The following is a 23,521-nucleotide window of genomic DNA, read 5'->3' on the forward strand; positions in this document are numbered from 1 at the left end:
GGCCCCGTCGCCTGGTCCCCGACCGTCGTCGGCGGGGATCAGGCGGCGGGGTCGCGCCACATCGGGTACATGGTGGGACCGTCGTGCGGCAGCACCATCGGGCTGCCGATGTCGCGGAACCCCAGGCGCAGGTACAGGTTCCGGCTGCGGGCGGTGCTGGCCTCCAAGTAGGACGGCAGGCCCTCGGCGTCCCACTTCCGCAGCGCCGCGCCCAGCTCGCGGCCACCGACCCCGGTGGACTGCACCGACGGGTCGACCGCGATCATCGCGAGGTACTGGTGCGGTTCCGCGGGGTGGTGCTCGGCGCAGAGCTCGCCGAACTCCCGGAAGCGCTCCACCCGCGGTCCGGCGAGCTCGGCCAGCCGCCGCTCGCCCGCCTCGTCGAGCAGGCTCGGCGGCCCGTCGCGACCGGACAGCCAGACCTGCACCGCGAGCCCGTCGGCGCCGACGATCACCTCGCCGAGCCGCTCCGCGCGCGGCACCACCATGCCGAACCACTCGCGGTACACCCGGTGGCGGTGCTCCCGGTCGGGCAGCAGCCAGCGGGCGAACTCGTCGTCGCCGAAGGCCCGCAGCAGGGTGCGGACGCGCACGTCGTCACCGGACACCGACCGTCTCCTTCCCCGGTTGCAGCTCCGTGGCCCGCGCTCCCAGGCCGATGCGCGCGTACGCCCAGGGCCGGACGCGCTTGAGGGCCGCTCCCCAGACCAGGCCGAGCACGAACACCGCGAGGAAGCCCAGCGGGATCGCCCAGGCCGCCGGATCGCCCTCCGCCACGCCGAGCACCGTGCCGAACGAGCTCACGGTCAGCAGCAGGACCACGGCCAGCACCGCCGCCGCGACCGCGGGCGCGACCACGGTCCGCCAGCGGCTGTGCCCGTGGTCGCGGTGGTGCAGGAAGTAGCCGACGACCGCCACCGAGGTCAGCAGCACCAGCGACAGCACCCCGAGCGCCCCGGCCGAGGCGCCCCAGAAGAACAGGTAGGTGATCGGGTCGATCCCGGTCACCGCCACCAGCGCCACCACGAGGAACGACACGACGGTGGTGGTCAGCGACCCCGCCGCGGGCGCGGCGGTGCGCGGGCTCGTGGTGCCCCACCAGCCCAGGCCGACGCCCTCACGCCCCAGCGCGAACAGGTAGCGGGAGCAGACGTGGTGGAACGACAGCATCGCGGCGAACAGGCTCGTGACGTACAGCGCCGACCCGATGGTCACCAGCACGCCCGGCAACCGCTGCCCGGCGAGCACGAAGAGCAGCTCGGTGGAGTGGGTCTGGGCCTGCTCCACGATGTGGTCCGGGCCGGTGGCCACGGTCATCGCCCAGGTCGACAGCGAGTAGAGGCCGCCGATGACCACCAGCGAGACGTAGGTCGCGTAGATGACGGTGCGCGGGTTCTTCGCCTCCTCGGCCAGGACCGTGGAGTTTTCGAAGCCGATGAACCCGGTGAAGGAGATCACCAGGAACACCCCGGCCGCCCCGGTCATCAGCTGCGCCGGGTTGAGCGTGTCGAACACCACGCCGACCGGGGACGGCTGGGAGACGAACGACGCGTCGAAGGTGAGGATGACCGCCACCTCGGCCAGCAGGAGCACGCCGAGCACCCGGCCGTTGACGTCGATGCGCAGCACGCCGAGGACCGCGACCACGGCCAGGCCGAGGCCGGAGAACACCCACCACGGCACGGTCGCGCCGCTGACCTGCCGCACGAAGTCGGCGGCCCCGACGCCGAGACCACCGGCGAGGCTGACCAGGATCAGCACGTAGGAGACCAGCGCGACCGCGCCGGCCCCGGTGCCGGTCGCCCGCCCCAGCCCCTTGGCGATGTAGGCGTAGAAGGCACCGGCGTTCTCCACGTGCCGCGACATCGTGACGTAGCCGATCGCGAACAGCCCGAGGACCACCGCGATCGCCAGGTAGCCGAGCGGGATGCCGGTCACCCCGGAGACCGCGAAACCGCTGACCGCTCCGCCACCGACGACCGTTTCCGGTGCCGCGGCGGCGACCGTGAAGAAGACGATCGACGTGACGCCCAGCCGAGCGCGGGCGAGAGCGGCGGACACTTTGGACGGTGGCAACTGCTCGCTCCTTCGCAGGTCGTGCGGTGGTCAGCGTCTCGGGGTGATGGCCGACTGACCGCGCGCGGCGGCGACCTCGGCGATGAGGTTGCGCAGCGGGCCCGGGATGCGCTTCTGCCAGGACTTCATCCGGAACTCCCCCTGCCGCGCGACGTTCTTGGCCAGCCGCACCTGGCGGACCACCCCGGTCTCCCGCGCCAGCAGCGCGCAGGTGATCTCGGCGAGCCGCTCCGGCACCGTGATCATGCCGTTGCCGGTGGCGGTCTCGGCACTGGTGAACAGCAGCTCCAACGTGGTTTCCGGGCTGGTCACGCTGGTGTCGGCCAACCGCCACGCGGCGGCCGCCCCGCCGCGCCAGCCGGCCGAGACCGGCACTTCGCGCAGCACGTCGATGATGACCAGCCGGGCGCGGACCTTCTCGGTGGCGGCCTGGCCCAGGTAGTCCAGCCAGGTGCGCAGGTCGTGGCCGGGCTCCTCGCGGATCTCCCGCAGGATCGCCCAGGACAGGAAGTCCGGGCAGCGTCCCCGTCCACTGGGCCGGACGCTGGGTGTGACCGCGATCTCCTCCTCGAGGATCAGCTCCGCCAGCAGGCCCGCGGCGCACCCCAGCGACACCAGCTCGCTGTCCACCCGGGGTGAGAGCCGCTGTCCCCCGGTGTGCGCTGCCAGGAAGAACCGATCCGCCACCCGCAGCGGGATGCGCGAGGCACCCAGCTCGGAAACCGTCACCGGCCACCCCCGGCCGACGTGCCGATCAACACCCAGTCGCTCCCATCCGAGCCGTTGCCGTACCCGAACCGATCACCCGCCGAGTTCGGAAAGTGCCCGAGACAGCGCACAGAGTAACGTACGCGAAGGTTTCTTCAAGTTCTGCTGCCGCGCGCCGCTGCGACGGCCGGGTGATCTCCGCTCGGGAAGCGGGGCGCGGCCGGGGGTGTTGACTTCGAGCGAGGACGAGGTCCGAGGATGACGACGTCCGTTCGGCGCACATCCGGAGGAGCGTGGACATGACGGTGACCTGGGAGACGATGCGCTCCTTCACCCGTGACGGATCGGTGACCCGGCAACGGCTCTCCCCCGGGCTGGCCCGGCGCATCGCGCGCTACGCCCGGCCGTACCTGCGCGACATCGTGCCGTTCCTGCTCCTGGTGGTGCTCGCCGCAGTCCTCGGCATCGTCAACCCGCTGCTGTTCAAGGCCATCATCGACGACGGGATCGTGCCGCGGGACGTCTCCGTGGTGGTCTGGCTGTCGGTCGCCGTCGCCGGGGTCGCGGTGCTGGACGCCGCGCTGTCGCTGCTGCAGCGCTGGTACTCCGCCCGCCTCGGCGAGGGGCTGATCTACGACCTGCGCGCGGAGGTCTTCGACCACGTGCAGCGGATGCCGATCGCGTTCTTCGTGCGCGCCCAGACCGGGGCCCTGGTCAGCCGGCTCAACAACGACGTCATCGGCGCCCAGCGGGCGCTGACCAGCACGCTGTCCTCGGTGGTGTCCAACGCGCTGAGCCTGGTGCTGGTGCTGGCCACCATGTTCACGCTGTCCTGGCAGATCACCCTCATCGCGCTGGCGCTGCTGCCGCTGTTCCTGCTGCCCGTGCGCTGGATCGGGCGGCGGCTGCAGCGGATCACCCGGGAGCAGATGACGGTCGACGCCGAGATGAGCTCGCTGATGACCGAGCGGTTCGGGGTGGCCGGGGCGATGCTGGCCAAGCTGTACGGCCGCGCCGACGAGGAGTCCGCGCGGTTCTCCGAGCGGGCCGCGCGGGTGCGCGACATGGGCGTGGTCTCGGCGATGTACAGCCGGGTCTTCTTCGTCGCGCTCACCCTGCTGGCCGCGCTGGCCACCGCGGTGGTGTACGGGCTGGGCGGCACCCTGGTGGTGACCGGCGCGTTCGAGCTCGGCACCCTGGTCGCGCTGGCCACGCTGCTCACCCGGCTCTACGGCCCGCTGACCGCGCTGTCCAACGTGCACGTGGACGTGATGACCGCGCTGGTCAGCTTCGACCGGGTCTTCGAGGTGCTGGACCTGCACCCGATGGTGCGGGAGGAGCCGGACGCCGCGGAGCTGCCCGCGGGCGCTGCCGACATCGAGTTCGACCACGTGTCGTTCCGCTACCCGGCCTCCAGCGAGGTGTCGCTGGCGTCACTGGAGTCGGTCGCCCGGCAGGACAACGCGCCCGCGCACCAGGTGCTGCACGACATCTCCTTCCGCGCCGAGCCGGGGCAGACCGTCGCGCTGGTCGGGCACTCGGGCGCGGGCAAGACGACCATCACCCACCTGGCCGGGCGGCTCTACGACGTCGACTCCGGCGCGGTGCGCATCGGGGGCGTCGACGTCCGGGACGTCACGCTGGCCTCGCTGTACCGCACCGTCGGCGTGGTCACCCAGGAAGCGCACATGTTCCACGACACGATCCGCGCCAACCTGGCCTTCGCCCGGCCCGACGCCACCGACGCCGAGCTCGTGGACGCGCTGCGCACCGCGCAGCTGGGCCACCTCCTGGAGGCGTTGCCGGAGGGGCTGGACACCGTGGTCGGCGACCGCGGCTACCGGCTCTCCGGCGGCGAGAAGCAGCGGCTGGCGATCGCGCAGCTGCTGCTCAAGGCGCCGCCGATCGTGGTGCTGGACGAGGCGACCGCGCACCTGGACTCGGAGTCCGAGGCGGCGGTGCAGGAAGCGCTGCGCACCGCGCTGTCCGGGCGGACCGCGCTGGTCATCGCGCACCGGCTGGCCACCATCCGCGAGGCGGACCGGATCCTGGTCATCTCCGACGGGCGCATCGCCGAGGAGGGCACGCACACCGAGCTGCTGGACCGCGACGGCCTTTACGCCGAGCTCTACCGGACCCAGTTCGCGCCGCAGCGCGACACCGAGCACGCCGCGTGAGCGACGCTCACTGCCGGCGGGGCGGGGCGGTGGTGAGCGTGCCCTCGGGGTCGAGGTGCGCCAGCATCGCGGTGCAGAGCTCGTCGAGCTGGCGCACCTGGTCCGGGGTGAGCCCGTCGAAGACCAGGTCGCGGACCTTCGCCACGTGGCCCGGGGCGCTGCGCACCACCTTCTCGTACCCGGCGTCGGTGAGCTCGGCGACGTTGCCCCGGCCGTCGCTGCTGGCCCGCTGCCTGCGCACCCAGCCCTGCTCCTCCAGCCGGGCCACCACGTGCGAGACCCGCGACGGCGAGGCGTTGGCCCGCGCGGCCAGGTCGCTCATCCGCAGCGCGCGGTCGGGGTCCTCGGAGAGCATCGCCAGCACCCAGTAGCCGAAGTGGGTCAGCCCGGCGTCCCGCTGCAGCTGCGCGTCGAGCGCGGCGGGGACGACCGTCAGCAGCGCGGCGAACTTGCGCCAGGCGCACTGCTCCTCGTCGCTGAGCCATCGGGGTTCGGTCACCGCCCCAGCATACGCCCGTTGCTTGAAGCTTCAGTCACCTTGGCTGATCAGGCCGCCGTCACCGGCGGGCCAGCAGCTCCTCGGCGGTGCGGGTGTTGACCACCTGCTCCGGCGTCACCCCGCACTCCTCGGCGCGGGCGCAGCCGTGCGCCAGCCAGTCCAGCTGGCCGGGAGCGTGCGCGTCGGAGTCGATGCTGAACAGGCAGCCGGTGTCGCGGGCCAGGCGGATCAGCTCGCGCGGCGGGTCCAGCCGGTCCGGCCGCGAGTTGATCTCGACGGCGACGCCGTGGTCCCGGCACGCCTGGAAGACCGCGGTCGCGTCGAACGTCGACTGCGGGCGCTTCTTCGCCCCGATCAGCCGGCCGGTGCAGTGCCCGAGCACGTCCACGTGCGGGTTGGCCACCGCCGCGCACAGCCGGCGGGTCATCTGCGCGGCGGGCATCCGCAGCTCGGAGTGCGCGCTGGCCACCACCACGTCGAGCTGCGCCAGCAGCTCCTCCTCCTGGTCCAGCGAGCCGTCCGCGAGGATGTCGACCTCGATGCCGGTGAGCACGCGGAACGGCGCGAGCCGCCGGTTGAGCTCGGCGACGACCTCCAGCTGCTCGCGCAGGCGCTGCGCTGACAGGCCGCGGGCCACCTTCAGCCGTGGCGAGTGGTCGGTGAGCGCCACCCACTCGTGGCCGAGGTCGCGGGCGGTGGTGGCCATCTCGACGACCGGGCTGCCGCCGTCGGACCAGTCCGAGTGGGTGTGGCAGTCGCCGCGCAGCGCGGCCCGCAGCTGCGCACCGTGCTCCGGGACGTCCGCTTCGGAGCGGAGCCGGGCCAGGTACTCGGGAGTGCGGCCCCGGTGCGCGGCGTCGATGACGGCCGCGGTGGTCCTCCCGATGCCGTCCAGCTCGGTCAGCCGCCCCGCGCGCACCCGTTCGTCGAGGTCGGGCAGCTCGTCGACGACCGCGGCGGCCCGCCGGAACGCCCGGACCCGGTAGGTCGGCGCACCGGCCCGCTCCAGCCAGAAGGCGATCTCGCGCAGCGCCCGTGCCGCATCCACGGGGTCCTTCGTAGTCGCTGCGGGCCCGCGGCGCCACCGCGATCGTCACCCGGGCCTTGGCCGCGGCCCGGGGCAGGGCGTTAGATGGCCAGCGGGAACGCGACCCCGAAGGATGAGGTGGAGAGTGCAGCAGTACGAACTCGCGGTGCTGCCCGGTGACGGGATCGGCAACGAGGTCATGCCCGAGGCGTTGCGCGTGCTCGACGTGGTCGGCGCGAAGCACGGCGTGCGGTTCGAGTACCGGCACTTCGACTGGAGCTGCGAGACCTACAAGCGCACCGGGGCGATGATGCCCGCCGACGGGCTGGCGCGGTTGCGCGACCACGACGCGATCCTGCTCGGCGCGGTGGGCTGGCCCGGCGTGCCCGACCACATCTCGCTGTGGGGGCTGCTGCTGCCCATCCGGCGCGAGTTCGACCAGTACGTCAACCTCCGCCCGGTGCGGCTGCTGCCGGGCGTGACGCCCCCGGTGCGGGACAAGCAGCCGGGCGACATCGACTTCTGGGTGGTCCGGGAGAACACCGAGGGCGAGTACTCCCAGCTGGGCGGCAGGCAGGGCGAGGGCACCCCGACGGAGATGGTGCTGCAGACCGCGGCCTTCACCCGGCGCGGCACCGACCGGATCATGCGCTACGCCTTCGAGCTGGCCCGCAAGCTGGGCAAGCCGCACGTGACCTCGGCGACCAAGTCCAACGGCATCTACCACTCGATGCCGTACTGGGACGAGCGGTTCGCCGCGATCGCCGCCGAGTACCCGGACGTCACCGTCGACCAGGACCACATCGACATCCTGTGCGCCCGGTTCGTGATGTCCCCGGAGCGCTTCGACGTGGTGGTGGCCAGCAACCTCTTCGGCGACATCCTCTCCGACCTGGGCCCGGGCGTGACCGGCACGATCGGGGTGGCGCCGTCGGGCAACATCAACCCCGAGCGCGAGTGCCCGTCGACGTTCGAGCCGGTGCACGGGTCGGCGCCGGACATCGCCGGGCGCGGCATCGCCAACCCGATCGGCCAGATCTGGTCGGCGGCGATGATGCTGGACCACCTCGGGCTCGCGGAGGCGGGTGCGGACGTGGTCGGCGCGATCGAGCGGGTGCTCGCCGACCCGTCGGCGCCGCGCACCCCGGACCTCGGTGGCCGGGCGACCACCGCGGACCTGGGCGGGGCGATCGCCGACGCGGTCAAGGGCTGAGGCGGCGGGGGCGCGGTGACCGCCGCGCCCCCGCTCAGCCGACGATCCGGTCGGCGACGGCCAGCAGGAGGTCCTCCCGGCCGGGTCGGCCGATGAGCTGGAGGCCGACCGGCAGCCCGCCGAGGTGTCCCGCGGGCACGGACACGGCGGGAACGCCCGCGAGGTTCCACGGTTTGGTCAGCGCGATGAGCGCGCCGCGGACGTTGGCGTCGGTCCCGGCCACGGTGACCTCGCGCCGGCCGAGTTCGGTGGCGACGACGCAGGTGGTCGGCATGGCCAGCAGGTCGACCTCGGACAGCAGCTCGTGGACCTCGCGCCGCCACCGGTCGCGGGCGGCCAGCGCGCGCACGTGCTGCCACCCGGCGGTCCGCCCGGCCTCGCGCAGCCGCTCCAGGACGTCGTCGGTGTACCGCTCCGGGTGCTCCGCGACGCGCTCGGCGTGGTTGGCGTAGGCCTCGCTGAACTGGATGCCGAGGAAACCCCGGTGCACGTCCTTCGGGTCCCGCAGGGCGATGTCGCGGACGGCGAGCCCGTCGACCTCCAGGGCGGCGCGGGCGGTCCGGGTGAGCTCCGGGTCCGTCGGGTGCAGCGACTCCGGCGCCACCCACCCGACGGTCGCGGTCTCCCCGGTCTCGCCGCTGGGCTCGGGGTCCAGCCCGGCCAGCACGCGGTAGGCGGCGCGGCAGTCCTGCGCGCTGCGGGCGAGCACCCCGACGTGGTCCAGCGACTGCGACAGCGGGAACACCCCGTCGGTCGGGACCGCGCCGAAGGCCGGTTTGAACCCCACCACGCCGCACAGCGCCGCCGGGATGCGCACCGAGCCCCCGGTGTCGGTGCCCAGCGCCAGCGGCACCATGCCGGCCGCGACCGCCGCACCGCTGCCGCCGCTGGACCCACCGGTGATCCGCGTGGGGTCGTGCGGGTTGCGGGACGGACCGCGGTGCGCGCTGTCCCCGGTGGGGCCGAAGGCGAACTCGTGCGTGGTGGTCTTGCCGACCAGCACCGCGCCGCCGGCGCGCAGCCGCCGCACGCACTCGGCGTCCGAAGTGGACACGTGGCCGGCGAAGTGCGCCGAGCCCATCTCGCAGGGCAGCCCGGCGACGTCGATGATGTCCTTGACCGCGACCGGGATCCCGTGCAGCGGCCCGCGGTCCGTCCCTCCCGCCAGCTCGGCGTCGGCCTTCTCCGCCGCCTGCAGCGCGCCGTCGCGGTCGACCGCGGTGAAGGCGTTCAGCCCGGCGTCGAACTCCTCGACGGCGCTCAACGCGGCTCGGGTGAGCGCGACGGCGCTGGTCTCACCGGCGCGCAGTCGCTGTGCGAGTTCGGTCGTCGTGCGGTCGTGGAAGAACCCCGCGGGGCTGTGCCGGGTCAACGTTCGCGCACCCCTCTCCCGGTGATCGCCGCGGCGCGGCTGTGCGATCATCCTGGGCTCGCACCGCGGGATCCGTCAACGCTTCCGCCTCCCACAGGTCCCGGAACGGTCCCGGCGTCGCGACGAGCGCGCGGTGCGGTCCGCGCTGCACGATCCGGCCCTCGTCCAGCACCACGACCTCGTCGAACCGCGGGAGGCAGGCCAGGCGGTGGGTCACCACGAGCGTGGTCCGCCCGGCCCGGGCGCGCAGGACGCGGGTGAGGACCTCGTCGGCCAGCCGGGGCTCCAGCGCTTCGGTCGGCTCGTCGAGCAGCAGCACGTCCGGGTCGGCCAGCAGCGCCCGCGCCAGCACCAGCCGTTGCCGCTGGCCGCCGGAGAGGGGCCGGCCGGCGGCGCCGACGGCGGTGTCGAGGCCCGCGGGCTGGCGGCGGACCCAGTCCAGCAGCCCGGCCTGCTCGAGGGCCCGCTCCAGGCGTGCCTCGTCGGCGTCAGGCGCGGCCAGCAGCAGGTTGTCGCGGACGGTGGCGCTGAAGACGTGCGCGTCCTGCGTCACCGCGCGGGTCTCCGGTCGGTCCACGCGCCCCGCGGTGGGAGTCACGAGGCCGGCCAGCACGTCGAGCAGGGTGCTCTTGCCCGCTCCGCTGGCACCGACGACGGCGACCGCCCGGCCCGGCTCGACGGTCAGGTCGACGCCGTCGAGCGCCGGCCGGTCGTAGCGCACCGAGACGTCGTGGAGCGCGAGGACGTCGGAGCCCGCGCGCGGCGGCGCGGGGACCGGGGCGGCCAGCAGCTCGGTGACCCGGCGCAGCGCCGGCAGCTGCTCGGTCCAGCGGCGCGCGGCGTCGGTCAGCGGCAGGACCGCCTCGAACGCCGCGAGCGCGAGGAAGCCCGCCACCGCAGCGCCCGTCTGCGCCTCCCCGGCGCGCAGCGCCGACCACGTCACCGCCGCGGCGGTGAGGCCCTGCACCGCGATGCCGCACGCCAGCAGCGCACGGGCGGTGCGGGCGGAGGCGTCGTCGCTGCGCCGCAGCCGTGCCGCGTGCTGCTCGGCGCGCGCCACCGCGGCGGGGAGCGCGCCGAACGCGGCGAGTTCCCGGGCGCCGTCCACGAGCTCGGCGGCGGCGACGGCCAGGTCGGCCCGGTCGGCCGCGGTCCGGTCCCGGCGGTGGGTCAGGGCTGCGCACGCCGGCAGCACCACCGCGGCGGCCAGCAGGCCCCCGGCCAGCACCGGCCCGGCGGCCGGGACCACCGCGGCGCAGGCGAGGGTCGACGCGGTGGCGACGACGAGCGCGATCGCGGCCGGGAACAGCCCGCGCAGCAGCAGCTCCTGCACGCTGTCGACGTCGGAGACCAAGCGGGACAAGGCGTCTCCGTCGCGCAGCGCCGGTCGTCCCGACCTCGCCCGGAACACCACCGGCCGCAGCTCCGCCACCACCCGCAGCGCGGCGTCGTGCCCGGCCAAGCGCTCCAGGTAGCGGAACGCGCCGCGGGCCAGCGCGCACGCGCGCACACCGACGATGGCGAGGCTCAACGCCGACAGCGCGGGCTGGTCCGCTGCGCGGGTGAGGAGCCAGGCCGCCAGCGCCATGAGCCCCACCGCGCACAGCTCGGCCAGCACCCCGGCGGACACCGCGGCCAGCAGCCGGGGCCAGCGGAACAGCGCCAGCAGCCTCCGCGTCCCGCCGCCCGTGGCGCTCATGCCGCCACCTCCACGGAACCGCTGCGCAGTCCGACGACGCGGTCCACCGCCCGCAGCAGCGCCGGTCGGTGCGCGACCACGATGGCGGTCCGCCCGCGCAGCACCTCGGCGGCCGAGGCGGTCAACGCCGCTTCGGAGTGCAGGTCCAGCCGCGCCGTCGGCTCGTCGAGCAGCACGACCGGTGCGTCCTTGAGGTAGGCGCGGGCGAGCGCGACGCGTTGCCGCTGCCCGGCGGAGAGCCCGGCACCGCGGTCGCCGAGCCGGGCCTGGTAGCCGCCGGGGCGCTGCTCGATGAACTCCGCGGCGTGCGCCGCGCGGGCCGCGCGCCGGACGTCGATCGTGGACGCCCCGGCCGCGCCGAGGCGGACGTTGTCCGCGATCGTCCCGGCGAACAGGTGCGGGTGCTGCGGCACCCACGCGACCTGGCGGCGCCAGTCCTCGAGGTCCACCTCCCGCAGGTCGACGCCGTCGACGAGCACCCGGCCGGACGTCGGCTCGACGAACCCGAGCAGCAGGTGCAGGACCGTGGACTTGCCCGCACCGCTGGGGCCCACCAGCGCGACCCGTTCCCCCGGGCGGACCACGAAGGACACGCGGTCCAGCACCGGCTCCTCCTGGCCCGGGAAGTGCACGGTGACGTCGTCGAAGCGGAGCTCGCCCGCGCGGGCCCGCCGCCTCCCGCCCGTCCCGGGGGCCGGGACGTCCAGGACCTCGAAGACCTGCTCGGCGGCCGCCATCCCCTCGGCGGCGGCGTGGAACCGGGTGCCCAGCGCCCGCAGCGGCAGCAGCGCCTCCGGCGTCAGCAGCAGCACCACCAGCGCCGTGGTCAGGTCCATCCCGCCGGCCAGCAGGCGCAGTCCCACCGGCACCGCGACCAGCGCGACCACCAGCGACGACACCAGCTCCAGCGCGAAGCCGGACAGGAAGGCCACCCGCAGCGCCCGCATCGTCGCCGACCGGTGCTCGTCGGCCATCCGCCCGATCACCGCTTCCTGGTGCTCGACGCGGCCGAACACGCGGAGCGTGCTCAACCCCGCCAGCACGTCCCGGAAGTGCCCGCCGAGCCGCTGCAGGTGCGCCCACTGCCGCGCGGTCACCTCCCGGGTCCGCATCCCGATCAGCGCCCCGAACAACGGGACGAGCGGAGCGGTCAGCACGACGACCAGCGCCGACGGCCAGTCGGCCAGCCCCAACCGCACGAGCACGACCGGCGGCACCAGCACCGCGAGCGCCACCTGCGGCACGACCCCGGTGATCGCCGGCACCAGGGCGTCGACGCCCTTGGTCACCAGCGTGCTGAACGCCCCGCTCGACCGCTGTGCCGCCGCGCGGGCGAACAGCGCGCTGCGCAGGTCCGCCGCGACGTCCGCCGCCGCGCGGTGCGCGACCGCCTCGCTGCACCACGCGGCGCCCGCCCGCAGCAGCACCGCACCGGCGAGCCACGGCAGGGGCCGGGCGTCGAGCAGCGCGATGGCGCGGGCGAGCAGGTCCGCCTGCACGACCACCAGCCCGGCCCGCACCAGCGCGAGCACCGCGAGCGCGGCCCGGGCTCGCCGCGGAACCCTGCTCAGCAGCCGCCGGTTCACAGGTACAGCGGCCCTTCCGCGCGTGCCCGGAAGACCCACCACACGCAGGCCTGGGCGGCGACCAGGACCGGGGTGAGCACCAGCGCCGCGGGCAGCAGCAGACCGAGCGTGCCCGGGTCGGCGGCGTGCTCGCGCAGCGGCAGCTGGAACCCGACGGCCAGGCACAACAACGCCATCGCACCGGAGGTGAGCGCCAGCCCCGGCCACTCGCCGAAGCGCCCGAACAGCGCGGCCGCGCGCTGGTGCAGCGTCCCGGCCAGCCGGAGCCGGGCGAAGGCGAGGCCGTGCACGGCGAACAGCGTCGCCACCGCGGCCGCGGCCGGCAGCGCTCCCGGACCCGTGGCCACCGCGTCGACCTGGCCCGCGAGCAGCCCGGCGAACATCCAGCCCCAGCTCAACGCCACGCCCCAGCTGCCCGCGGTGGTCGCCGCGTCGCACACCGCCCACCAGGCGCGCGCCTCCGCCCGCCCGCGCAGCCACAGGCCCATGTCGCGCACCACCCAGGAGGCCAGCAGCGCCACCACGGCGGGCAGCAGTCCGGTCAGCAACCGGCCTTCCAGCTCGGGGAACGCACCGACCAGGAACGCCGCGGTGGCCACCAGCCACACCTCGTTGCCGAGGAAGAACGGCGCGATGGAGGTGACCACCAGGTGGCGCTGGTGGGCGTCGCGTCCCAGTGCGGGCAGCAGCATGCCCACGCCGATGTCGGCTCCGCCCAGCAGGAAGTAGCCGAGGGCGAACACGCCCAGCACCGCGATCGCCAGCAGTTCCACGACTCGCTCCTCAGAAGGTGGGGGACAGCGGACGGGTCTCCTCGGGCATCCGGCCCAGCGCGACGGCACCTGGCCCGCGGAGCGCCTGGCGGAGCAGCAGCCACCAGTTCACCACCAGCAACAGTCCGAAGAGGACGGTGAAGACCAGCAGGGAGGTGCGCATGGCGGCCGCCGACACGTCGGAGACCGCGTCCTCGACGCGCAGCACCCCGTCGATCACCCACGGCTGGCGGCCCATCTCGCGGAACACCCATCCTGCGAGCATCGCGACGTAGGGCAGCGGCACCGCGGCCACCAACACCAGGTGCCACAACCGGAAACGCCGCACCACCGGGGTGATCAGCGCCAGCAGCGCGCTCGGGAGCAGCAGGTAGAGCAGCAGCGCGAAGGCCAGCAGCATCACGATCGCGCCCCCGCGGGTCCAGGCGTCCGGGGGCACGTAGTCACCGGGCCCGAAGCGGGCCGTCTGCGCCGCCTGCAACGCGGCGACCTCGGCGTCGTCCTGGCCGAAGACCGCCGCCTTCATCGGCTGGAGCTGGCTGAACTGGATCCCGCCGGCCACCACCGTCACGAACAGCGCGGGCAGCGCGGTGAGCACGCCGAGGCGCAGCGACGCGGTGAACAGCTTCACCTCGGGGGTCCGGCGGAACAGGTGCAGCGCGCTGACGCCCGCCACGAAGACCCCCGCGGTGACCAGGGATCCGCCCAGGACGTGCCAGAACGCGGTCGTCGCGGTGGGGTTGGTCAGCACCGCCCAGGCGTCGGTGAGCCGCAGCTGCCCGCCGGACCGCTCGAAACCCACCGGGTGCTGCAGGAACCCGTTGGACACCAGGATCCAGTACGCCGAGGCGTAGGCGGTGAGCACGACGACCCAGATCAGCCCCAGGTGCACCCAGCGGTTCAGCCGTCCCCAGCCGAAGATCCACAGTCCCAGGAACGTCGCCTCGACGACGAACGCGACCAGCGCCTCCATCGCCAGCGACGCGCCGATGACGTTCCCGGCGGCGTGCATCAGCCCGCTCCACGCCAGCCCGAACTGGAACTCCATCACCAGCCCGGTGACGATGCCCACCGCGTAGTTGATCACGTAGAGCTGGCCCCAGAACCGGGTCATCCGCTCGTGCACCGGGTTCCCGGTCAGCGTCGCCGCGGTCTGCACGCAGGCGACCAACGTCGCGAGCCCGATGGTGAGGGCGACGAACAGGAAGTGACCACCGGCGGTCAGCGCGAACTGCAGGCGCGCCAACTCGAGGGTGTCCGGATCCATGCCCACCAGCCTGGCGCCGCGGGGCGCGGCGGTCGTCGGGCTGCGGTGGGCACTTCGCGTACCCCGGCGGTCGTCCCCTAGGGGCGCTCCCCTACACCCGCAGTCGCGGTCACGCCATCCAGCCCGGGGTGATCAGCGCGGACTCGTAGGCCAGCACCACCAGTTGCGCCCGGTCGCGCACGCCGAGCTTGGTCATGATCCGGCTGACGTGGGTCTTGGCCGTCGCCGGGCTGAGCACCAGCCGCTGGGCGATCTCGTGGTTGGACAGACCGTGCGCCACCAGCACCAGCACCTCGCGCTCGCGGTCGGTGAGCGCGGCCAGCCGCGGGCTGGGCTCCGGCCGGTCGCTGCGCGCGGCGAACTCCGCGATGAGCCGCCGGGTGATCGACGGCGCCAGCAGCGCGTCCCCGCGCGCCACCACCCGGACCGCGTGGATCAGCTCGGTCGGCTCGGTGTCCTTGACCAGGAACCCGCTCGCCCCGGCGCGCAGCGCCGCGTAGACGTGGTCGTCCACGTCGAAGGTGGTCAGGATGACGACCTTGACCGCGGACAACCCCGGGTCGCCGCAGATCCGCCGGGTCGCCTCCAGCCCGTCCAGCTCCGGCATCCGGATGTCCATGAGCACGACGTCCGGCTGCAGCGCGGCGGCGCGGTGCACCGCCTCCGCGCCGTCGGCGGCCTCCCCCACCACCTCGACGTCGTCCTCACCCTCCAAGATGGACCGGAACCCAGCGCGCACCAGCGTCTGGTCGTCGGCCAGCAGCACCCGGATCACGGCACCTCCCGCAGCGGCAGGCGGGCCCGCACCTGGAAGCCGCCGCTCTCCCGCGGGCCGGCGGAGAACTCGCCGCCCAGCGCCCGAGCGCGCTCCTCCATGCCGCGGATCCCGTTGCCCCGACCGGCTTCGCGCCCCGGCGCGCCGGTCCCGTCGTCGTCGATCTGCACCCCCACATCGTGGCCGGTGTAGCTGATGCGCACGCACGCGGTGCGCGCCCCGGCGTGCCGGGTCACGTTGGTCAGCGCCTCCTGCACGATCCGGTACCCGGCGAGGTCCACCTCCGGCGGCAGCGGCCGGGCCTCGCCGTCGGTCTGGACGTGCACCGCCAGCCCGGTGGCGCGGGCCTGCGCGACGAGGTCGTCGACCCGGGCCAGCCCCGGCGCGGGGGCGGTGGGTGCCGCCTCGTCGACCTGGCGCAGCACGCCGATGGTGGCGCGCAGGTCCTGCAGCGCTTCCTTGCTGGCCTGCTTGATGGAGCTCAGCGCCGAGCGGGCCTGCGCGGGGTCGGCGTCGATCCGGTGCAGCGCGGCACCGGCCTGCACGTTGATGAGCGAGAGGTGGTGGCCGAGCACGTCGTGCAGCTCCCGCGCGATGCGCAGCCGCTCCTCCCCGGCGCGCGAGCGCGCTTCCTCCTCCTTCTCCCGCGCCACCGCCCGCATCCGTTGCTCCGCCTCGTTCAGGTAGGCGCGCCGGTTGCGCACGAGACCGCCGATGGCCACCGCCGCGACCAGCCAGCCGGCGAACAGGTAGAGCGAGGTGTCGTCCAGGTGCCGCTGCCCGCTGCCGACCTCGCCGTAGCCGACGAGCAGCATCGCCACCACCGCGAGCAGCACCGCGACGGCCGTGCGCCCCTCGGCCGCCACCGTGCACAGCGCCACTGCGAACGCCAGCAGCAGCGGACCGTCCGCCGCGCTGAGCGGGTAGTAGACGGCGCAGCCCAGCAGCGCCAGCAGCGCGACGGGAACCGGGAACCGCCGGCGCAGCACCAGCACCGCGCAGGTGCCGAGGACCACCAGCACGTCGAACGGGCGCAGGGCGTGCTGCTCGACCGCGGAGCTGAGCAGCACCGACAGCAGCACCGCGGCCGCGACCAGCACGGCCAGCGCCACGTCGACCGCAGCGCTGGGCAACCGCCGCAGAACCGTCATGCCGCCGAGGATAGGCGGCACCGGATCAGCGCGGGCTGTCCAGCAGCTCCTCGGGCTCGGTGATCACGTCCACCAGCGCCCCGTTGCGGGTCACCGTGATCTGCAGCGGGCGGCCGATGGCCTCGGCGAACATCAGCCGCTGCAGCCCCTGGGCGTCGCGCACCGGGGTGCCGCCCGCGGTGAGCACCAGGTCGCCGCGGTGCAGGCCGGCGCGCGCGGCCGGACTCCCGCGGACCACGTCCACCACGCGCAGCCCGGTCTGCTGCCCGGTGCGCTCGACCAGGTCGTCGGGCAGCGGCGCCGGGGTGGTCACCAGGCCCAGGTAGGCGCGGCGGACCCGGCCGTCGCGGACGAGCGTCGCGATGATGCGGCGGGTGGTGGCGTTGATCGGGATCGCCAGCCCGAGCCCCACCCCGGCGACCGCGGTGTTGATCCCCACCACCACGCCGCGCGCGTCGGCCAACGCGCCCCCGGAGTTGCCGGGGTTGAGCGCCGCGTCGGTCTGGATGACGTCCTCGATGATCCGGGCGGCCTGTCCGCTGCGCGCGGGCAACGACCGGCCGAGCCCGCTGACCACGCCCGCGGTGACCGACCCGGCCAAGCCGAGCGGGGTGCCGACCGCGACCACGAGCTGGCCGACCACCAACCGGTCGCTGTCGCCGAGCCGCACCGGGGGCGGCGTCTCCCCCACCGTGCGCACCACCGCCAGGTCGGACAGCGGGTCGGCGCCGACCACGGCGAACGGCGCGTCGGAGCCGTCGGCGAAGCGCGCGGTGCCGCCGTCGGAGCGGCCGACGACGTGCGCGTTGGTGAGCAGGTACCCGTCGTCGGTGAACACCACCGCCGAACCGGTCCCCTCGCCCCGCTCCCCCGTCGTCTGCAGGCTCGCCACGCTGGGCGTGAGCGTGCGGGCGACCTGGGCGACGGTGCGCGAGTAACCGTCCAGGGCGTCGAACGGGTCGTGCGGGTCCTCGACCATCACAGCCTCCCAGCGTCGCGTGCCTGCTCGAACGTCGCGGCACGACGCGGGATTCCTGGCGTTCGCCCTGGGCGTAGCTCACGGCCGGCGCACGGCGGTGACGGTGCCCAGCACGGCCACCGCCGCGAGCACGCCGAGCGCCAGCACCACGACCTGCGGGTCGTGCACCGGTCCGGCTCCGGCCGGCCCGGCCAGCACCGACCGCACGCCGAGGAACACCAGCACCACGGCCAGCCCGACCGAGGCGTCCGGCACGCGGGCGAGCAGGTCGGGCAGCAGCCCGAACACGTGGCGGACACCGACCAGCGCGAGCACGCCCGCCAGCAGGGACAGCGACGGGGAGCCGGTCGTGCCCCGCGTGGCCGAGGCGGACAGCACGGCGACCGCGAGCGCGGCGAGCACGGCGGGCGCCGGTGGCCAGCTGCGGGGGAAGCGAGCGGGGTGCTGTGCCTGGCGCACGCACCTGCCGCACCCGGCCTGCTCGTCGGCTACGCGGTGCTGGGCGGGACCGGCGCCCGGCTGGTCTACGCCGCGTGCACCTCGACCACGGGCACGTGGTTCCCGGAGCGCGCCGCGGCGCGGATCGGCTTCCTCACCGGCGCCTTCGCCTACGGTTCCGCGCCGCTGGTGCTGGCGCTGCTCGTCGCTCCGGTGGACCTCGTCGCGTTGGACGTCTTCGCGGTGGTGCTGTGCGCGGCGGTGCTCGGGTGCGGTCTGCTGCTGGCCGACCCGCCGCAGCACTGGTGACCGGCGCACGTGGCCCCGCGCCGGTGGGCGCTGACCCGGCCGGACCCGCCCGCCGCGCGGGAGTTCTCGGTGCTCGAGGGCGCTGCGCACGCCCACGCTGGTGATGGCCACGTGCTTGTCGTGCGCCGCGACCGTGTCGCTGTTCGACGCCGCGTTCCTCGCGCTGTTCGCGGGCGCGCCGGCCGCGGTGGTCTTCCTCGCCACCAACGGAGCGGGCCGGGCACGCTGCGGTGGGTGGTGGCGGTCCAGGCGGTCGGGCAGGTCGTGCTGCTGGTCGCGGTCGGGCATGGTTCCCCCGCGCTGCTGTTCCTCGGGGCCGCCGTGGCGGGGGTCGGTGGCGGTGCCTTCTACCCGCTGTTCGCGGCGTTGGCCCGCGCGTACTTCGGTGAGCAGAGCGTCGAGGTGCACGGGCTGGTCTACAGCGCGAAGGCGGTCAGCGGGGTGGCCGCGGTGCTCACCACGCGGCGGGGCTTCCCCGTCGCGCTGCTGGCGGCAGCCGCGCTGTCCCTGTTCGCCGCGGCCCTCTGAAGGGCGTTGCGCCGACCGGGACTGCCGAAGACGCTGCCCTCCCCCGACCGGCGAGCCGGTGCCGGCGGCGTGTAGCCGCTCGGCCGGTGGCCCGTCGTCGACAGTGGACGCTCACGGAGCTCCGCAGCGGTGCGAGCACGTCAGCGGATCCACTGCTGTAGAAGGGTTTTCGCGTTCGCGCCCGCATTGATCACCGGATCGTGCGACCGATGTTCGCTCGAAATCTTGTTCGAGCGCTGGGAAGATGTGTGGCATGGGATCGACGACCACCGCCACGCACGAACACCGCCTCCGCTACCCGACCGAGCACGGCGACCTCCACCGGCGTCACGCCCCGAGCCCACCCTGCACCGGACCGCGGAGCGGACCGCCCGGTCGCCGGCGCACCGACGCAGGCACGGGGCTGCCACGACCACCGTGATCCGCGCGCCCCACCAGGCAGGGCCGACGCCCCCCAGACGGCCCCGCACCGCGACCCGACACGTGACGCACCTTGACAACTCCACAGTGGACACGGCTCCGCGACCGCCCCGCTGGGCGCGACCGGTCGCTCAGGTCGCGGCCGGGCAGCCCCGGGCCTGCCGCCGGGCCCGGGACCGGTGGAAGGACTCCGGGCCGAGCTCGGCGATCCGGTAACCGTCGGGGTAGCTCCTCGGCTCCGGCACGGCGGGCCGGGAACCGGGTCGGACCGGACCGACCCGGACCAGCTGGGCCCGCAGCTTGAGCGCGGCCTCGGCGACCTTCCGCCCGAGGTCGGAGACCTGCGGGAACCCGAAGGCGGCCAGCAGGTGCGGCTCCATCAGGAACCGCGCGGCCCGGACCACGGCCGACGACAGCAGCGACGGGTACCAGCTGCCGAACAGCTCCAGCGTGGCGTCGGCGACGCGGCGACCACCCGGGTCGAAGGCGAAGCGCTCGCGCTCGTAGTCGTCGAGGAACCGCTCGAACTCGGCGTAGGTCTCGGGGATGCCGGAGAACCGCATCCCCGCTCCCATGCGGCGCATGGTGTTCGTCAGCGCCGCGACCTCGTGCGGGTGCAACCGGCGCCAGCCGAACCGCTCGATCCACCGCACCGGCGTCACCACGAACGTCGACAGGGTGTAGAGGTGGTCGTCGTTGCTGATCCGGTACCGGCCGTGGATGGCGTTGAGCTGGTCCAGCGCCTCCCGGCCCCGCTCGCTGCCGGTCCCCCAGTGGAAGATCTCGTACAAGATCACCACGGTGTCGTCGTAGCGCTTCTGCGGGCGTTCGGCGAACTCGCCGGTCCGGTCCAGCAGGCGACCGATGCTCGGCACCGCGTAGGTGCGGAAGAGCGCGAACTCCAGCGCCTTCGTGATGTCCCAGGGGAACTCGTGCTCGGCGAGCAGCCGGTAGATCTCCTCGCAGCCCCGCTCCGCGTCCAGGGCGAGGATCCGCGCCAAGCGGTCGAAACGCCTCATCGCTCACCTCGTCTCGGGCAGCGGGGACCCGGTGCCATGGACAGGGCCTACACCACCGGGGGGATCGACCAGCGGACCGACAGACCGTGTCGGCGGTGGAACACCTGGTCGGCACGCGCCCCACCGGCCGACCCGGGTGTCACCTCGCCGGCCCGTCCAACTGTTCGATCGTGGCGATCGACGGGCTCTCGGTGCGCTGCAGGTCGCGGGCCACGGCCTCCGCGTCCCGGAGCACCCGGACCGCGTTGCGCCAGGTCAGCTTGGCCAGGTCGGTCTCCGACCAGCCGCGGTCCAGCAGCTCGGCGACCAGGTTCGGGTAGCCCGCGACGTCCTCCAGCCCCTCCGGGGTGAAGGCGACGCCGTCGAAGTCGCCCCCGATGCCGATGTGGTCGATGCCCGCGACCTCGCGCATGTGGTCGAGGTGGTCCGCCACCGTCGCCACCGTCGCGGTCGGCCTCGGGTGTGCCTCCTCGTGGGCCTGCAGCACCGCTTTCGCCTCCGGCGCGCTGGACAGCGGGTCGAAGCCGCGGTCGCGGAGCGCCGCCTCGGCCCCGCGCGCCCACTCGACCGCCTCCGGCAGGACGAACTTGGGCACGAAGGTCGCCATCGCCACCCCGCCGTTGGCGGGCAGCGCGGCCAGCACGTCGTCCGGGACGTTGCGCGGGTGGTCGCAGACCGCCCGCGCGGAGGAGTGCGAGAAGATCACCGGGGCGCGGGTGGCCCGCAGCGCGTCGCGCATCGTGCTCGGCGCCACGTGCGACAGGTCCACCAGCATGCCCATCCGGTTCATCTCGCGCACCACCTCGACCCCGAAGGCGGTCAGGCCGTCCGCGGCCGGCTCGTCGGTCGCCGAGTCCGCCCACGGCACGTTGTCGTTGTGGGTGAGCGTCAGGTACCGGACACCCAGCCGGTGCAGCGCGCGCAGCGTCGCCAGCGAGCAGTTGATCGAGTGACCGCCCTCCGCCCCCAGCAGCGAAGCGATCCGGCCGTTCGCCCGGGCCGCCTCCACCTCGTCGGCGGTGCGCGCGAGCTGCAGCTCGTCCGGGTAGCGCGCGATGAGGGTGTGCACGCAGTCGACCTGCTCGAGGGTGGCGCTGACCGCGTCGTCCCCCTGGTGCTCGGTCGAGACGTACACCGACCAGAACTGGCCGCCGACCCCGCCGGCGCGCAACCGGGCCAGGTCGGTGTGCAACCGCGCGCTCTGGTCCTGCGCGATGTCGCAGCGCTCCAGGTCGTAGCCGACCTTCTCCCGCAGCGCCCACGGCAGGTCGTTGTGCCCGTCGAGCACCGGGTTCTCGGCGAGCAGCTTCCGGGCCCGTTCCACGGCGGCCGCGTCGGTCATCAGAACACCCCAATCGGCGAGATCAGCACCTGTCCGAGCATATCCGGCCACGTCAGGCGCTGATCGAATCGACGAATCCGGCCACCGGCCGCACCATCGGAGAATGGACGACATCCCCAGGCAGCAGGTCGGCAGCGACCTGCCCAGCGTGCTCGCCGAGTACGGCCACCTGGCAGCGCAGCTGCCGGGCGCCTCCCGACGGGGCGCCGAGGCGCTGCGCGCGCGCCTGGCCGAACTGGACGAGCTCATCGACCAGCACATCGCCCGCCTGTCCGAGACCCAGGAGTCCGACGAGATCAACCGGTCGTAGCGGACGCGCCCGGCCCGTCCAGTGCCCTCTTCGTCGCCGCGATGACCTGGCCGAGGGCGGTGTTCAACCGCTCCAGGTCGGCCAGCTCCATGCCCAGCAGCTCGACCACCCGGTAGGGGATCTTCTCGGCCTCCGCGCGCAGCGCGCGCCCGGCGTCGGTCAGGTCGACGGCCAGTTGGCGCTCGTCGGTGCGGCTGCGCGGGCGCACCACGTAGCCGATCGCCTCCAGCCGCTTGAGCAGCGGGGACAGCGTCGCCGCCTCGGCGTGCAGGGTCGCGCACAGGTCCTTCACCGACCGCGGCGACCGCTCCCACAGCGCGAGCATCACCAGGTACTGGGGGTGGGTCAGCCCCATCGGCGCGAGCAACGGCCGGTAGAGGGCGATGACGTTCCGCGACGCCACCGACAGCGCGAAGCACACCTGGCGGTCGAGGGCCAGCGGGTCCTCTCCCAGGTCCACCGCTCCCACCAGGACCACCCACCTCCTCGACAGCGAAGTACAGGCGTTAACAATTAGGGTACTAAGTGTTGTGCGGCGGTCGACGACGCGCCCCGAGAGAAAGGTGAGGTTGCTGTGACCGGCACCACGCCACCGCGCCCGAACCCGCTGCAGTGGATCTGGTACGCCTTCGGCGGGCGGCTCCCCGAGCGGTACCGCGAGTGGGTGCTGCACGACGTCACCTGCCGGACCTGGGCGCTGCGGCACGTCAGCCGCACGCTGGTGCAGCTCTCCCCCGGCCTGCTGTTCCTGCTGCTGCCCGGGCCGCTGTGGATCCGCGGCATGGCGGTGCTCGGCGGGTACATCCTGGGCGTCTGGTACTCGATCTCCTACATGGAGCACACCACCGAGTACCGGCTCCACAAGCACGGCTACCCGATCGGCGCGGGCAAGGCCACGCGGGAGGAGGCCAAGGCCGAGCAGCGCGCCGCCGCGGCCTCCCGCTACGAGGAGATCTACCGCGACTCCGGGGAGAGCTGACCGCCCCGGGGCCTGCGCCGTGGTGCGCCCTCCAGGGCGCGGCAGGACCCGGGCGCGGACCTCAGCCGTCCGGCCGAGCCGGGCTAGGACGTCGCCAGGTGCTCGGCGAAGAACGCCTCGATCCGCCGCCAGGCGTCGGCCGCGGCCTCCGGGTGCGGCCCCATGCCGGCGATCCGGGCCAGCGGCCGCAGCACCCGCGGTCCGGTCTCCGCGTCGTTGAGGAACGAGTGCCCCGCTTCCGGGTACTCCTTGACGTCGTGCGGCACGCCCGCCCGCTCCAGCGCCGCTTCGAGCTTCGCCGCGGCTCCCGTGAGCATGCGGTCGCGGCCACCGTAGCTGCCCACGACCGGGCAGGCCTCGGCCAGCGCGCGGTCGATGTCCTTCGGCAACTGCCCGTAGTTGGCCGAGGCCGCGTCAAACCTGCCCATCCCGGCGGCGACCAGGGCGAACGCGCCGCCCATGCAGAACCCGATGAGCCCGACCTTGCCGGTGCAGTCGGGCCGGTCCACCAGCGCGCCCCGCGCGGCTTCCAGGTCGGCGTAGGCGCGCCCGCGACCGGACAGCGCGGCGCGCATGGTGGGCACCAAGCAGCGCCGCGCACCACCGTCGGTGTAGAGGTCGGGCAGCAGTGCCAGGTACCCCGCCTCGGCGAGGCGTTCGGCCTGGCGCAGCATGACCTCGTCCACCCCGAAGGCCTCGTGGACGACCACGACGCCGGGCCACGGCCCGGAGCCCTCGGGGACCGCGAGGTGACCGATCAGTTCGCGGGAACCACCGAGGGCGCTGCTGCGTGCGGTGAGCTTGACCGGGGTGGTGGGCATGGACTACCTCCGCGTCGGGTGATCACGACCCGACCAGCATGCCCCATGCCCCA

24 protein-coding genes are annotated in these 23,521 nt (G+C 74.2%); 6 read left to right on the plus strand and 18 right to left on the minus strand.

Annotation, left to right across the window (positions count from 1 at the left end; genetic code table 11):
* Window positions 1-38: 38 nt before the first annotated feature.
* The 3 genes from HNR68_RS18235 to HNR68_RS18245 are packed head-to-tail and all read right to left on the minus strand — an operon-like array spanning window position 39 to window position 2,805.
* Window positions 39-608 carry a GNAT family N-acetyltransferase gene (locus tag HNR68_RS18235; protein ID WP_179722744.1) on the minus strand — a complete coding sequence of 190 codons (570 nt, stop codon included), beginning with the start codon at window positions 606-608 and terminating at the stop codon, window positions 39-41.
* Window positions 598-2,076: an APC family permease gene (locus tag HNR68_RS18240; protein ID WP_179722746.1), complete on the minus strand. Its 1,479-nt coding sequence runs from the start codon at window positions 2,074-2,076 to the stop codon at window positions 598-600. Before HNR68_RS18240 ends, HNR68_RS18235 begins: the two co-directional genes overlap by 11 nt.
* A 30-nt stretch (window positions 2,077-2,106) precedes the next feature.
* Window positions 2,107-2,805: a GPP34 family phosphoprotein gene (locus tag HNR68_RS18245; RefSeq protein ID WP_343050219.1), complete on the minus strand. Its 699-nt coding sequence runs from the start codon at window positions 2,803-2,805 to the stop codon at window positions 2,107-2,109.
* Between the two features lie 278 nt (window positions 2,806-3,083).
* On the opposite strand from HNR68_RS18245, the gene HNR68_RS18250 reads away from it, so the two are divergent.
* A complete protein-coding gene (locus HNR68_RS18250) occupies window positions 3,084-4,961 on the plus strand; it encodes an ABC transporter ATP-binding protein (protein WP_179722748.1) in 1,878 nt (625 codons plus the stop codon).
* 7 nt (window positions 4,962-4,968) lie between these two features.
* Here the strand turns inward: HNR68_RS18250 and HNR68_RS18255 are convergent, their stop codons facing one another.
* A complete protein-coding gene (locus HNR68_RS18255) occupies window positions 4,969-5,460 on the minus strand; it encodes a MarR family transcriptional regulator (RefSeq protein ID WP_179722750.1) in 492 nt (163 codons plus the stop codon).
* A gap of 58 nt (window positions 5,461-5,518) precedes the next feature.
* Window positions 5,519-6,508 (minus strand): PHP domain-containing protein, encoded by a 990-nt coding sequence (locus HNR68_RS18260; RefSeq protein ID WP_179722752.1) that lies wholly within the window; start codon window positions 6,506-6,508, stop codon window positions 5,519-5,521.
* Between the two features lie 124 nt (window positions 6,509-6,632).
* Here HNR68_RS18260 and HNR68_RS18265 point away from each other — a divergent pair, with 124 nt between their 5' ends.
* Window positions 6,633-7,700: a tartrate dehydrogenase gene (locus HNR68_RS18265; protein WP_380574786.1), complete on the plus strand. Its 1,068-nt coding sequence runs from the start codon at window positions 6,633-6,635 to the stop codon at window positions 7,698-7,700.
* A 34-nt stretch (window positions 7,701-7,734) separates the two neighbouring features.
* Here the strand turns inward: HNR68_RS18265 and HNR68_RS18270 are convergent, their stop codons facing one another.
* The 9 genes from HNR68_RS18270 to HNR68_RS18310 all read right to left on the minus strand — a co-directional run bounded on the left by HNR68_RS18270 (window position 7,735) and on the right by HNR68_RS18310 (window position 17,761).
* The gene (locus HNR68_RS18270) at window positions 7,735-9,072 is read right to left on the minus strand and encodes an amidase (protein WP_179722756.1); all 1,338 of its coding nucleotides are present in this window, start codon (window positions 9,070-9,072) and stop codon (window positions 7,735-7,737) included.
* Window positions 8,996-10,771, minus strand: a complete 1,776-nt coding sequence (gene cydC / locus HNR68_RS26900) for a thiol reductant ABC exporter subunit CydC (RefSeq protein WP_179722758.1) — start codon at window positions 10,769-10,771, stop codon at window positions 8,996-8,998. The genes HNR68_RS18270 and cydC overlap by 77 nt, the downstream gene beginning before the upstream one ends.
* Window positions 10,768-12,357: a thiol reductant ABC exporter subunit CydD gene (cydD, locus tag HNR68_RS18280; protein ID WP_218888347.1), complete on the minus strand. Its 1,590-nt coding sequence runs from the start codon at window positions 12,355-12,357 to the stop codon at window positions 10,768-10,770. Before cydD ends, cydC begins: the two co-directional genes overlap by 4 nt.
* Entirely contained in the window at window positions 12,354-13,130 is a 777-nt protein-coding gene (locus HNR68_RS18285; RefSeq protein ID WP_179722762.1) for a cytochrome d ubiquinol oxidase subunit II, read from the minus strand. Before HNR68_RS18285 ends, cydD begins: the two co-directional genes overlap by 4 nt.
* 10 nt (window positions 13,131-13,140) lie before the next feature.
* Window positions 13,141-14,397 carry a cytochrome ubiquinol oxidase subunit I gene (locus HNR68_RS18290; RefSeq protein ID WP_179722763.1) on the minus strand — a complete coding sequence of 419 codons (1,257 nt, stop codon included), beginning with the start codon at window positions 14,395-14,397 and terminating at the stop codon, window positions 13,141-13,143.
* Between the two features lie 109 nt (window positions 14,398-14,506).
* Window positions 14,507-15,172: a response regulator gene (locus HNR68_RS18295; protein WP_179722765.1), complete on the minus strand. Its 666-nt coding sequence runs from the start codon at window positions 15,170-15,172 to the stop codon at window positions 14,507-14,509.
* Entirely contained in the window at window positions 15,169-16,323 is a 1,155-nt protein-coding gene (locus tag HNR68_RS18300; RefSeq protein ID WP_179722767.1) for a sensor histidine kinase, read from the minus strand. Before HNR68_RS18300 ends, HNR68_RS18295 begins: the two co-directional genes overlap by 4 nt.
* A 25-nt stretch (window positions 16,324-16,348) precedes the next feature.
* On the minus strand, window positions 16,349-17,302 hold the full coding sequence (locus HNR68_RS18305) for a S1C family serine protease (RefSeq protein ID WP_179722769.1): 954 nt from the start codon (window positions 17,300-17,302) through the stop codon (window positions 16,349-16,351).
* Between the two features lie 78 nt (window positions 17,303-17,380).
* Window positions 17,381-17,761: a hypothetical protein gene (locus tag HNR68_RS18310; RefSeq protein ID WP_179722771.1), complete on the minus strand. Its 381-nt coding sequence runs from the start codon at window positions 17,759-17,761 to the stop codon at window positions 17,381-17,383.
* Here HNR68_RS18310 and HNR68_RS18315 point away from each other — a divergent pair.
* Both HNR68_RS18315 and HNR68_RS18320 read left to right on the plus strand, forming a co-directional pair.
* Entirely contained in the window at window positions 17,744-18,049 is a 306-nt protein-coding gene (locus tag HNR68_RS18315) for an MFS transporter (RefSeq protein ID WP_179722773.1), read from the plus strand. The two genes, HNR68_RS18310 and HNR68_RS18315, sit on opposite strands and share 18 nt — an antisense overlap.
* Window positions 18,050-18,283: 234 nt before the next feature.
* Window positions 18,284-18,577 carry a hypothetical protein gene (locus tag HNR68_RS18320; RefSeq protein WP_179722775.1) on the plus strand — a complete coding sequence of 98 codons (294 nt, stop codon included), beginning with the start codon at window positions 18,284-18,286 and terminating at the stop codon, window positions 18,575-18,577.
* Between the two features lie 551 nt (window positions 18,578-19,128).
* On the opposite strand, the gene HNR68_RS18325 is transcribed toward HNR68_RS18320, so the two are convergent.
* Both HNR68_RS18325 and HNR68_RS18330 read right to left on the minus strand, forming a co-directional pair.
* A complete protein-coding gene (locus HNR68_RS18325) occupies window positions 19,129-20,016 on the minus strand; it encodes an oxygenase MpaB family protein (protein ID WP_179722777.1) in 888 nt (295 codons plus the stop codon).
* Between the two features lie 139 nt (window positions 20,017-20,155).
* Window positions 20,156-21,358, minus strand: a complete 1,203-nt coding sequence (locus tag HNR68_RS18330) for a dipeptidase (protein WP_179722779.1) — start codon at window positions 21,356-21,358, stop codon at window positions 20,156-20,158.
* A gap of 103 nt (window positions 21,359-21,461) precedes the next feature.
* Here HNR68_RS18330 and HNR68_RS18335 point away from each other — a divergent pair, with 103 nt between their 5' ends.
* The gene (locus HNR68_RS18335; protein WP_179722781.1) at window positions 21,462-21,668 is read left to right on the plus strand and encodes a hypothetical protein; all 207 of its coding nucleotides are present in this window, start codon (window positions 21,462-21,464) and stop codon (window positions 21,666-21,668) included.
* Here HNR68_RS18335 and HNR68_RS18340 read toward each other — a convergent pair.
* On the minus strand, window positions 21,655-22,137 hold the full coding sequence (locus HNR68_RS18340) for a transcriptional regulator, SarA/Rot family (RefSeq protein WP_179725200.1): 483 nt from the start codon (window positions 22,135-22,137) through the stop codon (window positions 21,655-21,657). The two genes, HNR68_RS18335 and HNR68_RS18340, sit on opposite strands and share 14 nt — an antisense overlap.
* A 105-nt stretch (window positions 22,138-22,242) precedes the next feature.
* On the opposite strand from HNR68_RS18340, the gene HNR68_RS18345 reads away from it, so the two are divergent.
* Complete coding sequence (locus HNR68_RS18345; protein WP_343050223.1) at window positions 22,243-22,647, plus strand: DUF5313 family protein; 405 nt, start codon at window positions 22,243-22,245, stop codon at window positions 22,645-22,647.
* 83 nt (window positions 22,648-22,730) lie between these two features.
* On the opposite strand, the gene HNR68_RS18350 is transcribed toward HNR68_RS18345, so the two are convergent.
* Complete coding sequence (locus tag HNR68_RS18350) at window positions 22,731-23,468, minus strand: dienelactone hydrolase family protein (protein WP_179722783.1); 738 nt, start codon at window positions 23,466-23,468, stop codon at window positions 22,731-22,733.
* Window positions 23,469-23,521 lie beyond the last annotated feature (53 nt).

Origin of the sequence: Saccharopolyspora hordei, from assembly GCF_013410345.1 — a bacterium.
GTDB classification, from domain to species: Bacteria; Actinomycetota; Actinomycetes; order Mycobacteriales; family Pseudonocardiaceae; genus Saccharopolyspora; species Saccharopolyspora hordei.

What these genes read in the sequence shown, in the direction of transcription:
- HNR68_RS18250 (WP_179722748.1), top strand. Translation starts at nt 3,084, where the DNA reads ATGACGGTGACCTGGGAGACGATGCGCTCCTTCACCCGTGACGGATCG.
- cydC (WP_179722758.1), bottom strand. Translation starts at nt 10,771, where the DNA reads ATGAGCGCCACGGGCGGCGGGACGCGGAGGCTGCTGGCGCTGTTCCGC.
- HNR68_RS18330 (WP_179722779.1), bottom strand. Translation starts at nt 21,358, where the DNA reads ATGACCGACGCGGCCGCCGTGGAACGGGCCCGGAAGCTGCTCGCCGAG.
- HNR68_RS18300 (WP_179722767.1), bottom strand. Translation starts at nt 16,323, where the DNA reads ATGACGGTTCTGCGGCGGTTGCCCAGCGCTGCGGTCGACGTGGCGCTG.
- HNR68_RS18335 (WP_179722781.1), top strand. Translation starts at nt 21,462, where the DNA reads ATGGACGACATCCCCAGGCAGCAGGTCGGCAGCGACCTGCCCAGCGTG.
- HNR68_RS18350 (WP_179722783.1), bottom strand. Translation starts at nt 23,468, where the DNA reads ATGCCCACCACCCCGGTCAAGCTCACCGCACGCAGCAGCGCCCTCGGT.
- HNR68_RS18305 (WP_179722769.1), bottom strand. Translation starts at nt 17,302, where the DNA reads ATGGTCGAGGACCCGCACGACCCGTTCGACGCCCTGGACGGTTACTCG.
- HNR68_RS18290 (WP_179722763.1), bottom strand. Translation starts at nt 14,397, where the DNA reads ATGGATCCGGACACCCTCGAGTTGGCGCGCCTGCAGTTCGCGCTGACC.
- HNR68_RS18325 (WP_179722777.1), bottom strand. Translation starts at nt 20,016, where the DNA reads ATGAGGCGTTTCGACCGCTTGGCGCGGATCCTCGCCCTGGACGCGGAG.